We start from the raw sequence: 14,161 nt of genomic DNA, 5'->3' as shown, positions 1-14,161 counted from the left end.
TATCAAAGAATTAAAGAGATTCCCACGATTTCATCTTATCGAGCACTTCATAATCCGTCACGTCAATCTTCGATGGCGTAACAGTTACATATCCATGCGCCAATGCCCACTGATCATTATCGGTTGCATCAGGCTCATCGTTACGATAATGCCCTGTCATCCAATAGTAATCGAAGCCACGAGGATGCTTACAAGCCTCAACCTCTCTTGTCCAACTCCCCCACCCCATACGGCAAACTTTCAGCCCTGCAAACTTCTCAACCTTAGGGAAGTTCACATTTAGGCAGACACCTTTTGACAGACCATCAGCAAGAACTTTCTTGACAATAAGTCTTACGTAATCACGTAGGTAAGATAGGTCGGCATTAGGGTCGTAATCACAACTTGAAAAGGCAATAGAAGGGATATATTTCATACACCCCTCATAGGCAATACCCATCGTCCCGCTGTAATGATTATTGACTGATGAATTATCTCCATGATTGATACCTCCCAAGATAAGGTCAGGCTTTCGGTCAACAAGAATACGGTCTAACGCCAGTTTCACACAGTCTACAGGCGTACCCGAACATGACCAAACTTCACAGTTAGGGATATTATTCCGTTTCTTCAACAGCAGATAGTCAACCACCGAAAAAGCACATGAGAAACCCGAACGTCCTGCTTCAGGGGCACAGACAACAATTTCTGCAAAATCAGAAAGAAATGAAACGAGCGTACGAATACCATTAGAGTGGTATCCATCATCGTTAGATATAAGTATGAGTGGTTTCTTAGAATTCATAAATTTCACTTTGATTTCTGTGCAAAAGTACGAAAAAAGGTTTATAAAGCCCTGCAATCTCATATAAAATATGTATCTTTGTAGCCTAATAAATGTATAGGATTAAATAGAAAAATGGGAAAGATTATCGCACTTGCCAACCAAAAAGGCGGCGTCGGAAAGACGACTACCACCATTAACTTGGCGGCTTCTTTAGCAACGCTTGAGAAGTCTGTACTGGTGATTGATGCCGATCCGCAGGCGAATGCCTCCAGCGGTTTGGGCGTGGATATCAAAGAGGTGGATTGTTCGCTTTACGAATGTATCATTGACCATGCCGACATAAAAGACGCTATCTACACAACTGACATAGAAGGATTGGACATTGTTCCAAGCCATATCGACCTTGTTGGAGCTGAAATTGAGATGTTGAAGCTTAATGGTCGTGAGAAGGTTATGAGCAGTTTACTTACTCCAATCCGTGACGATTACGATTACATCCTGATAGACTGTAGTCCGTCACTCGGTTTGATTACTGTCAATGCATTGACAGCAGCAGACTCTGTTATCATTCCTGTGCAGTGTGAATACTTTGCATTGGAAGGTATCAGCAAGTTGTTGAACACCATTAAGATTATCAAGAGTAAGCTAAATCCAAAGTTGGAGATAGAGGGCTTCCTGCTGACGATGTACGACAGTCGTCTGCGTCTTGCCCGTCAGATTTACGATGAGGTGAAGCGCCACTTCCAAGAGTTAGTTTTCAAGGCTGTTATCCAGCGTAACGTGAAACTCTCTGAGAGTCCGAGTCATGGTTTACCAGTTATCCTCTATGATGCTGACTCTACAGGTGCAAAGAATCATCTTAGCCTTGCAAAGGAAATCATTGAAAAGAATAAGAAATAAAGAAGGGAAAGATACGGAGTGTAAAGGTATGCTTTGAGACACACAGATGTATCGTTTTCAGGTCGTAAAACTAATGTTTCTATCACAGATTGATTAGCTGTAGATAATAAAGAGACAAAGAACTGGAAATGAAAAGCATCGTAGCATCGGGCAAAACAACCGCTAACTCCACCAAACTCCTTAACTCCATTAACTCCCAAACAAAGACTATGGCTGTACAAAAGAAATATAATCGAAACGCAAAGACCAATGCCCTCGGCCGTGGTCTGGATGCCTTAATATCTACTGAAGCTGTCAGTACACAAGGAAGTTCTACTATCAACGAGGTTGCCTTAGAACAGATTGAAGCGAATCCAAACCAACCTCGTCGAGAATTCGACCCTGTTGCGTTGGAAGAGTTGGCGAATAGTATTCGTGAGTTAGGACTCGTTCAGCCGATTACACTGCGCCAGATAGATGAGAATCGCTTCCAAATTATTGCTGGTGAGCGCCGTTGGCGTGCCAGTCAGTTGGCAGGCTTGAAAGCTGTTCCAGCCTATATCCGTACGATTAAGGACGAGAATGTAATGGAGTTGGCGCTGGTTGAGAACATCCAGCGTGAGGACTTGAATGCGATTGAGATTGCTTTGGCTTACGAACATCTGCTTGAAAAGAGCGGAATGACACAGGAGCGTGTAGCAGAGCGTGTGGGTAAGAGCCGTGCTGCTATTGCTAACTACCTTCGTTTATTGAAGCTTCCTGCATTGGTACAGATGGGTCTGCAAAAGAAAGAAATAGACATGGGACATGCTCGTGCATTGCTTTCTTTGGATAGTCCTTCACTGCAATTGAAACTCTATCGTGAGATTTTAAAGAACGGATATAGTGTTCGCAAGGTTGAAGAACTGTGTCAGCAACTCAATAACGGAGAAGATATCCAGAGTGCAAAGAAGAAGATTTCTGCTCGCACTCGCCTTCCAGAGGAGTTTAATATCCTCAAGCAGCGACTCTCATCATTCTTCGATACGAAGGTACAGATGAGTTGTAACGCTGATGGAAAGGGTAAGATTAGTATTCCGTTTGCATCAGAAGAGGAATTACTTCACATCATGGAAGTGATGGATAAGATGAAGTAATACTTCCCATACGGAAAGATTAAGGTATTAGTAAGTATAAGATAAGCAAGTATTCTGGTTTAGAAAGACGATTCTCAAGCATTAGGAAGCCTCAACAAGTGGCTGACTACAAAGCAAAGGATAAGTAAAAAACCTTCAAACCAGTAACTTAAGCAAGACAAAGGGTAGTGATGAAGATGAAAAATAGAATCCTCAAAGGACTGTTGATAGCCGGAATGCTCACCAGTGTTACGGTCATGCAGGCACAAGATCTGCCCCATGACACGTTAAAGGTTATGTATCCAGGCGACTCTACGGTCGTTGAGATACCGAGTTCGCAGGATAAATATATAGAAGAGAAGGCAATCCTCACACCAGATGATGAGGGAAAACTCACTTCTGTTCTGCGAAAGGATAGTGTCAGCATGGTAAAGAAACAGGGACGCGACTGGTCTAAGTGGCGCCCTAATCCTAAGCGTGCTTTGTGGCTTGCACTCGTCATCCCCGGTGCTGGACAGGTCTACAACCGTAAGTACTGGAAACTACCAATCTTCTATGGAGGCTTTGTAGGCTGTATCTATGCCATGACATGGAACAACCAGATGTACCATGATTATGCGCAGGCTTATATGGACATTATGGACAATGACCCAACAACGCAGAGTTATAATAACTTCCTACATCTCGGAGCTACGATTACCCCTGCCAATGAAGAGCGTTATAAGAACATCTTCAAACAACGCAAAGACCGCTATCGTCGCTGGCGTGACCTAAGTATCTTTACAACTATTGCGGTTTATGCCTTATCAGTTATTGATGCTTACGTAGACGCTTCCTTATCCGACTTTGACATATCAGATGACCTCTCACTGCATATTGCACCAACGGTCATATCAAATAAGAGTATCGCTACACCTAACAACCCTTTCCGTTCATCGGCAATAGGTATTGGATGTAGTCTGACATTCTAAGCAGTAGCGCACTGTATTTGCGCTAACTAACTAAGAAATAATGAGTAGAAAAAGATATATTGTTTCCTTCCTTATTACAATGGGAGCAACCTGCGGAATCTATGCACAACAGCAAACTGTCGTTGATAGTCGTGGTAAAGTTGTGAATGTGATGATTCCTGATGCATCAGAAACGATGGCAGGATATGTTGATGTAGACTATGTAGATGATAAGTTCTATAATAGTGGCATACAAACAGGGTTCGAAAACACACCCTCTACGAACACAACAGAGCCAGAAAACGGTATGGAAGTCATCGATCGTAAGATGCGTAATCTATCGAATGTGATGACAATGACCTGTAATGAGGAAGTTAAGAAATATATCGATCGCTACACAAAGGCAGGACGCCAATCAACTTCTTACCTCTTGGGACGTGCACGTTATTACAACCCTATCTTTGAAGAAGCACTACGTTTCTATGGTTTACCATTAGAGCTGAAGTATCTTCCTGTGATAGAGTCAGGCTTAAACCCTAATGCTACCTCACGTGTGGGAGCAGCAGGACTATGGCAATTCATGGCTTCAACAGGTAAACAATATGACCTTCAGATTGACAGTTATATTGATGAACGCCGCGACCCAGAGAAGTCTTCCTACGCTGCAGCACGTATGCTGAGCGATCTTTACAAACGATTTGGCGACTGGACATTGGCACTTGCTGCCTATAACTGTGGACCGGGACGTGTTAGCAGTGCTATCACAAAGGCTGGTGGTGGTGCTGACTTCTGGGCTGTCTATCAGCATTTACCGAAGGAGACACGCGGCTATGTTCCCGCTTTCATCGCAGCAAATTATGTGATGAACTACTATGCTGATTACAACATCACACCTCTGTCAACAGGTCTGCCTAACTGCTGCGACACGATTATTATAGAGAAGGACGTTACACTTGCCAAGATTGCCAACGTATTAGGTATGAATGTGGACGATTTAAAAGTACTTAACCCACAGTATCGACAGGGTTTTATCAAGGCTTTTGCTACCAATGGTGTTGCTAAGCTACGCCTACCTTCTGAAATGATTGAGAAGTTCAAAGGTTACAAAGATCTAATTTACCAAAACGAAACACCAAACGAAGAACCAAGCATGACTATCGCGGCTACTAATACAAGCCAAGGAACCATGCCATACTAACAAGATTCTTTTACCTTATTATATAAAGGGAGGATGCACAATGGACAAGGACAATATTGAAGTTAAGGAGATTGACTATGAGAAGATGGTAGATGATGCATTTCAGCATCTCATTGATACCTATCTTGCTTCACGTCATCGAAAGAAGGTTGATATCATTACCAAGGCTTTCAACTTTGCACGACAAGCGCATAAGGGTGTGCGCCGACTCTCGGGCGAACCTTATATCATGCACCCTATTGCCGTTGCCCAGATTGCTTGTGAAGAGATGGGACTCGGAGCAACAAGTATCTGTGCAGCCCTCTTACATGATGTCGTAGAAGATACCGACTATACAGTGGAAGATATGGAAAATATCTTCGGTCCTAAGATTGCACAAATCGTTGACGGATTAACCAAGATTTCTGGTGGTATCTTTGGCGAACAGGCTTCAGCACAAGCTGAGAATTTCAAGAAGCTTTTGCTCACTATGAGCGATGACATTCGTGTTATCCTTATCAAGATATGCGATCGTCTGCATAACATGCGCACTCTTGCTTCTCAGCCTGCCAGCAAACAATATAAGATTGCAGGTGAAACACTCTACATCTATGCACCACTTGCAAACCGATTGGGACTGAATAAGATTAAGACTGAGTTGGAAGACCTTAGCTTCCGCTACGAACATCCTGATGCATACGCCTCTATTGAGAAGAAACTTGCTTCAACACAGGCGCAGCGTGACACCCTCTTTGAACAGTTCACAGCACCTATCCGTGCCGAACTTGACAAGATGGGCTTTGAATATGAACTTAAAGCACGTGTAAAGAGTCCTTATTCTATTTGGAATAAGATGCAGAACAAACACGTCACCTTTGAAGAAATATACGATATCCTTGCCGTACGTATCATCTATAAACCGAAGTCACCAGATGAGGAAATCAACAACTGTTTCCAAATTTATGTGGCTATCAGTCAGATTTATAAGAGTCATCCCGATCGTCTGCGCGACTGGGTGAACCATCCTAAGGCTAATGGTTATCAGGCATTGCACGTAACTCTCATGTCTGCTAAGGGCCGTTGGATTGAGGTTCAGATACGTTCTGAGCACATGAACGAATTAGCTGAACAAGGCTTTGCAGCACATTGGAAATATAAGGATGGTGGTGAGATTACTGAGGATGAGGGCGAATTGAACGAGTGGCTCAGTACGATAAAAGAGATTCTCGACGACCCACAGCCAGATGCTATGGACTTCCTCGATGCTATCAAACTCAACCTCTTTGCCTCTGAAATCTTCGTCTTTACACCAAAGGGAGAGATTAAGACGATGCCTGCAGGTTGTACGGCACTCGACTTTGCATTTCAAATCCATACCTTCCTCGGTAGCCATTGTATCGGTGCAAAGGTCAATCATAAGCTTGTTCCTTTGAGCCACAAACTCCAAAGTGGCGATCAGGTAGAGATTCTGACCTCTATGTCGCAACACGTCAATCCTTCATGGATTAACTTTGTTTCTACCGCTAAGGCAAAAGCAAAGATACAAGCTATCTTGCGACGTGAGAGCCGTGAGTTGCAAAAGGCAGGTGAAGAACAGCTTTCAGCTTGGCTGAAGGCTCACGACCTTGAGATGACAACAGCCACATTGGATAAACTTTGTGAACTGCACGACCTTCGTAAGCATGACAGCCTTTTCCTTGCTGTCGGCGACAAGACCGTTATCCTTGGTGATACTGACTTGAACGAGCTTCGTGGAAAGTCAAAGTCTGAGAAGAGTGTTACCTCAGGTGGCTGGCGCCGTTATGTACCTTTCTTAAAGTCGAATGACAAGAAGACTACTGAGTCTGTAGAGGCTAAGGACATAGAAGGTACAGAAGGCTTAATCGTTGTAACCAAAGAACTCAACAGAAAGAAGCCTATCTTCATCAACGAAGAAAACATACATCGCTATCTCTTCCCACATTGCTGTCATGCTATCCCAGGTGATGATATCCTCGGATATATTGACAATAAAAACCATATCGAGATTCATAAGCGTGCCTGTCCAGTAGCTGCAAAGCTAAAAGCAAGCTATGGTGGTAGAATCTTGGATGCCAAATGGGATATGCACCGTCGTTTGTTCTTCGATGCAACGATTGAGATTCGTGGTATTGACCGTAGTGGTATGCTGCACGACATCTCTGATGTTCTCTCCGACCAGTTGGGTGTTAATATCCGTAAGATAACAATCTCCAGCGACAATGGCATCTTTGAAGGAACAATTGAACTACAAGTTCACGACCGAAAGGATGTTAAATTCATTGTTGAGAGCATGAAGAATATCAAGGATATGCAGGAAGTTCTGGAAGTACTCTAAAAGATAGAAAACAAAGTAACAATGTAAGAAAAGAATAACAAAAGAGAAGGAAAATGCAAATAACATTTTGATAAGCTTAAAGTTTAAAACAATTCATTAAAAAAGACCATTTCTGTACTCGTTTGTGAGTAAAGAAATGGTCTTTTCTTTGCTTTTAGGGAAAAACTACTTACAGTTTAAAAGTTGTCAACTTATTAATTTGCATTTTGACAACCCTCTTGAAGATAAGGCTTTCCCCTTTTTCGGGAGAGTTGGCGGAGACTACTCTGGCGAAGGGCCGGGACTCTTTCCGCCCCCTTTTTCCTTAGAGCCCGATTTTTCCTCTTTCACTGTCTCATACGAGTTCTCGCGCAGCGCAGCTTTCAGTTCCACACCCGGCGTAAACGTTACACGCGGCTTAATCTTCTCGGTCTTAAAAGCCTTTTCCGTTGCAGCTCCCTCGCTTGAAAGTGTCAGGCGCATCGTGCCAAACTCTCCTAACTGCACGCTAAAGCCATCGCGGAGATAATGAGGCAGACAGTCCATAAAATTCGCCAGCACGTTTTCGATATCACCACGTGTAAGCGAAGAACGCCCCGCAATGTCGTGCGCAATATCCCGCAGGTTCTTCTTCCCCACGTTCACAGGACTTGCATAAAACTTACCTGGTCCAGTCTTTGTACCTGGCTTTCTTCTTTCAATCAATTTGATTTTCATTGTGTTTAAAATTTTATTAGTTATTACTTACTTGTGCTGCACTTTGCAGCAACACGTTTTTCATTAGTTTCGTTTTTTTTACCCAGTTTGATTAGCTCAATCAAAGTGTGTTTATTCAGTATTCAAAAGATTTTAAAACCTCCGCAAAGCTTTGAAAATCCGCACGATGCGGAGGCTTAAAATCTATAGTAGGTCAGAGTAGAATTTCTAACGGGTCGGAAGAAAATTTCTAACCCGTTAGAAATTTCTCGCTAACACGTTCCCCGTAAATTTCTAACAGGTTAGAAATTTTCTTGCAACCCGTTAGATTTTCTCTTATCTCTCATCCTCTCTTTATCCCATTAGGCTCCCTCCCCTTTTGGGGAGGGTCGGGGTGGGACTTTACTACTCGAACCCGCCGACCCTTAACCCGTTGTTGCGGCCGTAGTTGTCCACGTTGACGCTACTACCGCTGAAGTACAGGAGGTACGCGTTGTTGCTGGTCCATGGCTCAGCACTTGACGACCAATAGTAGCCGGTGCCAAAGTAGCCCAGAACACCATAGAAGTACTTACCCGAGGCGGGCAGGTAGAAGTAATTACCTGCATCGGCGGCGGAAGGGAGGATACTACTGCTGCTGTTGGTGTAGGCCTTGTATGTTGTACGCATGTCGGTTGTACCGTCGGCAGATGTCTCGGTGTCGTAATTACCCTCTGCCAGTAGAACGGACTTCTTCTTAAACCACATACCACCTTTATATAAATGACCCATAGTTGTCCATAATTCATCTGTATCCCAACGAGGATCGCCGTACATTACGTACCAAGACATCTCGTTAGCGTTGGGAAGAGCAGCACAACTCTCAGTAGCATCGAAGCGACCTGAAACACCGCCCTCGTTGTACCAACGAGAGTCAGTGTTGCTCTGGGGGTAGTTGCTGTTACTGTTACTGTTCAACACTGGCTGCCATGGATTTGCGCTATTCCATTCATGACCTGCCCAATAATTCTGCTGAGCATCCCACATGTAGTACTTTGTTCCGTCGTAGTCCTTTACGTTAAGGTTAGCAGTGATGTTATAATACTTGTTCTGGTCGTAGGTTGCTGATGCTAATGTCTTAGTTATAGTTCCCTCTACGTTTGTTGCAACGTCCTTCACCCAATAACGTATCTTGAGTGTATGGGTACCTGGCTTTATAACAACGTAAGAACCGTTGGTAGCAGCGCTTGTGGAGTTGTTAGTTAAAGGGAAACCGTTAACGTATGTTCCGCTACCCTTTGTAGTGAGAACAATCTGCTTGCCTGTACCTGTGCCTGTGAGTTTGCCTGTCACTGGATCGAGGGTGTAAATATCGGTAATATCATTATCAGAGTTTACCTCTACCTTAGTTAAGTAACAATCATGCAAAATAGTGTTGCTGGTACGTGGCAAAAGAAGCAAGTAAGCAGCTTTGTGGTCAAGAGTAAAAGCAAACGAGCCGTTTGACTGCTTTGATGCATCAGCCATTCCGCAATCGCCTGATGTGCCAAAGTGAGCAGTTGTATTTGGCGCTGCCTGGCTCTGGCTAGCAGCGATGGTTACTTGATCCTGATTACCACTCTGACCTGGGTAATAAACCTTATAGCTGGTGCTTTGTGTAAACTTACCAGGCACTTTAAACTTAAAGCTGGCGGCCTTTGCTGTTGGAGCGTTGCTGCTTTGTTGCCATGTACCATCATCGTCCTTTACCCAAATCCTGTCGCCTGCTTCCCAAAAGAACTTGCCATCGCTCTCCATTGAGGTGCGCGTTGAAGGGTCACCCGCTGTGAAGGTTGTCAGATTCTTATCATTATCAGTGTTGTTTGGCTTCTGCGCTACGTCTTCATTAGCACAGGATGCAAACGCGAATGTGAGCCCGCAGAAAGCTGCGAATGATAACAGGCGGGTCTTGAATAATTTCTTTTTCATTGTCTGTTTCTTCTTTTTCGATTTTGTTTTCTTTACTTGGTTAATAACTCTCTGTTAATCTTCCCATGAAGAATGCTCCGTCGTTTCTTCGCTTTCTGTCATCCAACTTGGAGCCTGCTTGGCATCACCAGAGGTGCCGCCTGACTGGGCTGGGTTGTGCTGACCGGGGTAAGACGTATCCATCAAATAAGTGGTTTCGCTTACTTGGATTATCATGCAACATGGGGCAGAATAATCCTTCTTTTCTTGTTTCTTTCTCATTGCTTTTTTGATTTGATTAAAAATAGTTGTTACTGTTCTCTAGATGTGGCTTCATTACGCCACCTTTATATATATACATCCTGATAACTTCTTATCTTAATCCGCTGACCGTTTGCCTTCTTCCCCCTACAGGCAGACAGCATCGTACTGCTGCCTGCCTGAAACATCGATGAGTGAAAACAAAATTAATCAGAGAATTACAATGAATTATTGTGGTAAAATAAGTGCTTAAAACGTTCTTATTTTGCTTTCTTGATAGCTCGCAAACGGGCACAAAAAAGCGAACAAAGGAAACTCCATGAAGTCCTTTGTTTACAAGCGTTACACCACGCTTCGCGCGCGCGTAGGATGGAAGAAAAAAAGTATGACTAAACGCTAGGTGCGCCTGTGTGTGTGTGTGTGTGTGTGTGTGTGTGTGTTAGCAAAATATCTGAAACTACCAAATATAAAGCACTAAAAAAGGCAAAGAAATCAAAGTTTCTTTGCTGCGCTGAATTGGCTGGATATGTCATTGCTAATTGTTTCACGGCCGCAAAGGTAAAACATCTTTTTAGAACTGGCAAGGAAATGCGAAAGAAATATAGAAATCCTATAAAATTAATAGAGAAAAGCTTATAAATACCAACTTTTAAGTATTGTAGGGTTCTTTATCTTATTATAATTTTGCACTGATGAGTTTCACGAATAGGATGATAGCGTCTATTGTATTTTGCGGACTAAGTATCAATGGTATAGCCCAGACACTGACAGGTTGTGTTGTTGGCAAAGATGATCGTAAGCCTATCGCCTACGCAACAGTCACATTGAAGGAAAATCGCTTATACGCTTTTACGGACGAAAAAGGTTGTTTCACGATAAAAAACGTACCGAAAGGAAAGTGTACAGCGGTGATTTCTTGTCTTGGTTATGCAGAACAAACAATAGTTGTCATCATTAATGCTGATGGTGCCACGCTCAACGTGCGCCTTGCCGAAGACAACCTTCAACTTGATGAAGTACAAGTTGTTGCGCATCGAAAGAAAGATGAGATAACAACCTCTTACACCATTGACCGTAAGACATTAGACAATCAACAGATAATGACTTTGGGCGATATTGCCCAACTCCTGCCGGGCGGTAAGAGTGTGAACCCCTCTTTGATGAACGATAGCAAGCTTACTTTGCGTAGCGGTTCATCAGAGCGAGGTAATGCATCGTTTGGAACAGCCATAGAAGTGGATGGCATTCGACTTAACAACAATGCTACGATGGGCGAAACGGCTGGTGTAAGTACGCGTGGCGTAAGTGCTTCTAACATTGAAAGCGTGGAAGTTGTACCCGGTATTGCCTCTGTTGAATACGGCGATCTCACCAACGGTGTAGTAAAGGTAAAGACACGCAGAGGTAGTTCACCTTTTATCTTAGAAGGAAGTATCAATCAGCACACCCGCCAAATAGCCCTTCACAAAGGATTAGACTTGGGCAAGAATGCTGGACTTATCAATTTCTCCCTTGAACATGCACGCTCTTTCTCGGATGCAGCTTCACCTTATACAGCTTATCAGCGCAATGTGCTGTCACTACATTATATGAATGTCTTTATGAAAAAGACACAGCCTCTAACCTTAGACATCGGTCTGAATGGAGGCGTGGGAGGTTATGACTCAAAGGCAGACCCAGACCGCAACTTAGACAGTTATTATAAGGTTAAGGATAATAATGTGGGAGCTAATGTGCGCCTTGATTGGTTGCTGAACAAGTCATGGATAACCAACCTTAATTTTACAGCAGCCTTCACCTACGCTGACAAACGCTCAGAAAGTTATAGCAACGAGAGTAGTAGTTCTACACAACCTTATATCCACACCTTGACGGAGGGATATAACATTGCTGAAGACTACGACAAGAACCCTTCTGCCAACATAATCCTTGGTCCTACGGGTTATTGGTATCTACGTGGCTTCGGCGACTCAAAGCCATTCACCTATAGTTTGAAGCTAAAGGGCAATTGGAATAAATCATTTGGAAAGTTCCGCAATCGCCTACTTGTTGGTGCAGAGTGGACCAGCAGTAAGAACAAAGGAAAGGGAACATACTACGAGAATATGCGCTATGCACCAACATGGCGTGAATATCGTTTTGATGCCCTTCCCGCTTTAAACAATATGGCACTCTATGCCGAAGACAAGCTATCAATGGCTATCAATGATAAACAGAACATTGAATTGACAGCAGGTGTACGTGAAGATATTACCTCCATTCCAGGCTCAGAATACGGTACAGTGGGTAGTCTTTCACCACGACTGAATATGCGTTACGTGCTTCGCTTTGACCAAGAAAGTTGGGTTAATAGTCTTAGCTTACATTCAGGATGGGGCAAGAGCGTGAAACTTCCAAGTTTCCAAGTACTCTACCCTTCTCCATCTTATCGTGATATGTTAGCATTCTCGTCTACAAGTGATGCAAACAACCGCTCGTATTACGCTTATTACACCTACCCTTCAAAGGCACGATACAATGCTGCTTTGAAGTGGCAACACGCCAACCAGTGGGATTTAGGTGTGGAGATGAGAACGAAGATAGCAGATGTCAACTTGTCATTCTTCCATAGTAAGATTTTCAATCCTTACATGGCAACGAATGTTTACTCACCTTTCACCTATAAATACACCTCACCTGCAAGACTGCAAGCAAGTGGTATTGATGCTCCAAATCGTCTCTTCTCGATTGATCCACAAACAGGTGTTGTGACAGTAAGTGATGCCAGCGGTGTAAAAAAACCAGTTGTACTCGGTTATGACGAGCGCAACACCTACGTTACCAATACAAAATATGTGAATGCTGACCCATTGAGTCGCTATGGTTTAGAATGGATTGTAGATTTCAAACAGATTAAGTCGCTCCGCACACAGGTACGTGTTGATGGTAAGTATTATCATTATAAGGCACAGGACGAAACCCTCTTTGCAGATATTCCTGTAGGTCTGAACACACGTCAGTCAGACGGAAAGCTCTATCAGTATATTGGTTATTATCGTGGTGGCGCAGCTACTTCAACCAACTATACTGCCAATGCTTCACCTTCAAATGGCTCTGTTAGTGGGCAGGTGGATATGAATGTCACATTGACGACACATATACCAAAGATTCGACTCATCATTGCTTTGCGCATGGAAAGCTCACTCTATACTTACAGTAGAGCTACCAGCAGTCGAGGATATGTCGTGAATAGTGGGAATGAATACTTTGGTGAGGCATATAATGGTAAGAAAAAGAATCAAACAGTCATCGTCTATCCAGAATATTACAGCACATGGGATGCACCAGAGACACTGGTTCCTTTTGCAGAGAAGTTACGTTGGGCAGCAACGAATGACAGAGGGTTATACAACGACTTAGCACAGTTGGTTGTGCGAACAAACTATCCTTACACATTGAATCCGAATAAGTTGAGTGCGTTCTGGTCGGCTAACTTGAGTGTAACAAAGGAAATTGGTAAGCACGTATCTATATCTTTTTATGCCAATAACTTCTTTAACACACTTGCTCAGATACACTCTTCCCAGACAGGACTTGAAACAAGTCTCTTTGGTAGTGGGTATGTTCCGAGCTTCTATTATGGACTTTCATTAAGATTAAAGATATAATGAGAAAGATATTTTGTTTACTTGCAGTATGCGTGATAACGCTGTTGGTCTCGTGTGCTGATTATGAAGAAGGGATTGAGGTTATCAACTTTGATGTGAAGTTAGAGTTCCCAAGCACTTATGACGGGTCGTATGAAGGACTGCGCGTTGAGTTACAAGATGCGGTGGCAAGTACCTTTGTTGATAGCACAGATACACAAGGAGTGGCTCACTTCAGCATTCCATCCGGTTTGTATAAGGTCAGCAGCTCTGCAAGAAAGGAGACCACAGACTATCGCTACTTCTTCAATGGTGCCAAGTCGCAGGTAGTCGTTGCAGTAGACTCTCCTCACGTGGTAACCTTACCATTAGTAATGTCGAAGAAACGTATCGTGAATTAAAAGAGAAATAAAGATAGTATAAATTAAAA

At 43.3% G+C, this 14,161-nt stretch carries 11 protein-coding genes; 7 read left to right on the top strand and 4 right to left on the bottom strand.

The features are described from left to right. Positions 1–10: 10 nt before the first annotated feature. Positions 11–784, bottom strand: a complete 774-nt coding sequence (gene surE / locus J4861_RS06205) for a 5'/3'-nucleotidase SurE (protein ID WP_211817275.1) — start codon at positions 782–784, stop codon at positions 11–13. Positions 785–898: 114 nt separating this feature from the next. Between surE and J4861_RS06200 the strand changes: the two genes are divergently transcribed. The 5 genes from J4861_RS06200 (at position 899) to J4861_RS06180 (ending at position 7,243) form a co-directional block, all read left to right on the top strand. Then, complete coding sequence (locus tag J4861_RS06200) at positions 899–1,666, top strand: ParA family protein (protein ID WP_211817274.1); 768 nt, start codon at positions 899–901, stop codon at positions 1,664–1,666. A 209-nt stretch (positions 1,667–1,875) separates the two neighbouring features. Further along, positions 1,876–2,781, top strand: coding sequence for a ParB/RepB/Spo0J family partition protein (locus J4861_RS06195; RefSeq protein ID WP_211817759.1), 906 nt, complete (start codon positions 1,876–1,878; stop codon positions 2,779–2,781). Between the two features lie 170 nt (positions 2,782–2,951). Next, a complete protein-coding gene (locus J4861_RS06190; RefSeq protein WP_211817758.1) occupies positions 2,952–3,731 on the top strand; it encodes a DUF5683 domain-containing protein in 780 nt (259 codons plus the stop codon). A gap of 40 nt (positions 3,732–3,771) precedes the next feature. Next, positions 3,772–4,908, top strand: coding sequence for a lytic transglycosylase domain-containing protein (locus J4861_RS06185; protein WP_211817273.1), 1,137 nt, complete (start codon positions 3,772–3,774; stop codon positions 4,906–4,908). Between the two features lie 40 nt (positions 4,909–4,948). Continuing rightward, complete coding sequence (locus tag J4861_RS06180; protein WP_211817272.1) at positions 4,949–7,243, top strand: RelA/SpoT family protein; 2,295 nt, start codon at positions 4,949–4,951, stop codon at positions 7,241–7,243. A gap of 261 nt (positions 7,244–7,504) precedes the next feature. Here the strand turns inward: J4861_RS06180 and J4861_RS06175 are convergent, their stop codons facing one another. From J4861_RS06175 to J4861_RS06165, 3 genes are all read right to left on the bottom strand, one after another. Further along, a complete protein-coding gene (locus tag J4861_RS06175) occupies positions 7,505–7,939 on the bottom strand; it encodes an HU family DNA-binding protein (protein WP_211817271.1) in 435 nt (144 codons plus the stop codon). Positions 7,940–8,323: 384 nt separating this feature from the next. Then, positions 8,324–9,865 (bottom strand): hypothetical protein, encoded by a 1,542-nt coding sequence (locus J4861_RS06170; RefSeq protein ID WP_211817270.1) that lies wholly within the window; start codon positions 9,863–9,865, stop codon positions 8,324–8,326. Between the two features lie 54 nt (positions 9,866–9,919). Next, positions 9,920–10,126, bottom strand: a complete 207-nt coding sequence (locus J4861_RS06165) for a hypothetical protein (protein WP_249110885.1) — start codon at positions 10,124–10,126, stop codon at positions 9,920–9,922. Between the two features lie 671 nt (positions 10,127–10,797). On the opposite strand from J4861_RS06165, the gene J4861_RS06160 reads away from it, so the two are divergent. Then, complete coding sequence (locus J4861_RS06160; RefSeq protein ID WP_211817269.1) at positions 10,798–13,752, top strand: TonB-dependent receptor; 2,955 nt, start codon at positions 10,798–10,800, stop codon at positions 13,750–13,752. After that, positions 13,752–14,132, top strand: a complete 381-nt coding sequence (locus tag J4861_RS06155) for a hypothetical protein (RefSeq protein ID WP_211817268.1) — start codon at positions 13,752–13,754, stop codon at positions 14,130–14,132. The genes J4861_RS06160 and J4861_RS06155 overlap by 1 nt, the downstream gene beginning before the upstream one ends. The last annotated feature ends 29 nt before the right edge of the window (positions 14,133–14,161 follow it).

This window comes from Prevotella melaninogenica (genome assembly GCF_018127925.1).
GTDB classification, from domain to species: domain Bacteria; phylum Bacteroidota; class Bacteroidia; order Bacteroidales; family Bacteroidaceae; genus Prevotella; species Prevotella melaninogenica_C.
The sequence above is the reverse complement of the archived record's forward strand: the minus strand, read 5'-3'. Positions and strand labels throughout refer to the sequence as shown.

Excerpts from the sequence above, each read along its gene's own strand:
- J4861_RS06200 (WP_211817274.1), top strand. The coding sequence starts at position 899 with ATGGGAAAGATTATCGCACTTGCCAACCAAAAAGGCGGCGTCGGAAAG.
- J4861_RS06165 (WP_249110885.1), bottom strand. The coding sequence starts at position 10,126 with ATGAGAAAGAAACAAGAAAAGAAGGATTATTCTGCCCCATGTTGCATG.
- J4861_RS06195 (WP_211817759.1), top strand. The coding sequence starts at position 1,876 with ATGGCTGTACAAAAGAAATATAATCGAAACGCAAAGACCAATGCCCTC.
- J4861_RS06175 (WP_211817271.1), bottom strand. The coding sequence starts at position 7,939 with ATGAAAATCAAATTGATTGAAAGAAGAAAGCCAGGTACAAAGACTGGA.
- J4861_RS06160 (WP_211817269.1), top strand. The coding sequence starts at position 10,798 with ATGAGTTTCACGAATAGGATGATAGCGTCTATTGTATTTTGCGGACTA.
- surE (WP_211817275.1), bottom strand. The coding sequence starts at position 784 with ATGAATTCTAAGAAACCACTCATACTTATATCTAACGATGATGGATAC.
- J4861_RS06180 (WP_211817272.1), top strand. The coding sequence starts at position 4,949 with ATGGACAAGGACAATATTGAAGTTAAGGAGATTGACTATGAGAAGATG.
- J4861_RS06170 (WP_211817270.1), bottom strand. The coding sequence starts at position 9,865 with ATGAAAAAGAAATTATTCAAGACCCGCCTGTTATCATTCGCAGCTTTC.
- J4861_RS06185 (WP_211817273.1), top strand. The coding sequence starts at position 3,772 with ATGAGTAGAAAAAGATATATTGTTTCCTTCCTTATTACAATGGGAGCA.
- J4861_RS06155 (WP_211817268.1), top strand. The coding sequence starts at position 13,752 with ATGAGAAAGATATTTTGTTTACTTGCAGTATGCGTGATAACGCTGTTG.
- J4861_RS06190 (WP_211817758.1), top strand. The coding sequence starts at position 2,952 with ATGAAGATGAAAAATAGAATCCTCAAAGGACTGTTGATAGCCGGAATG.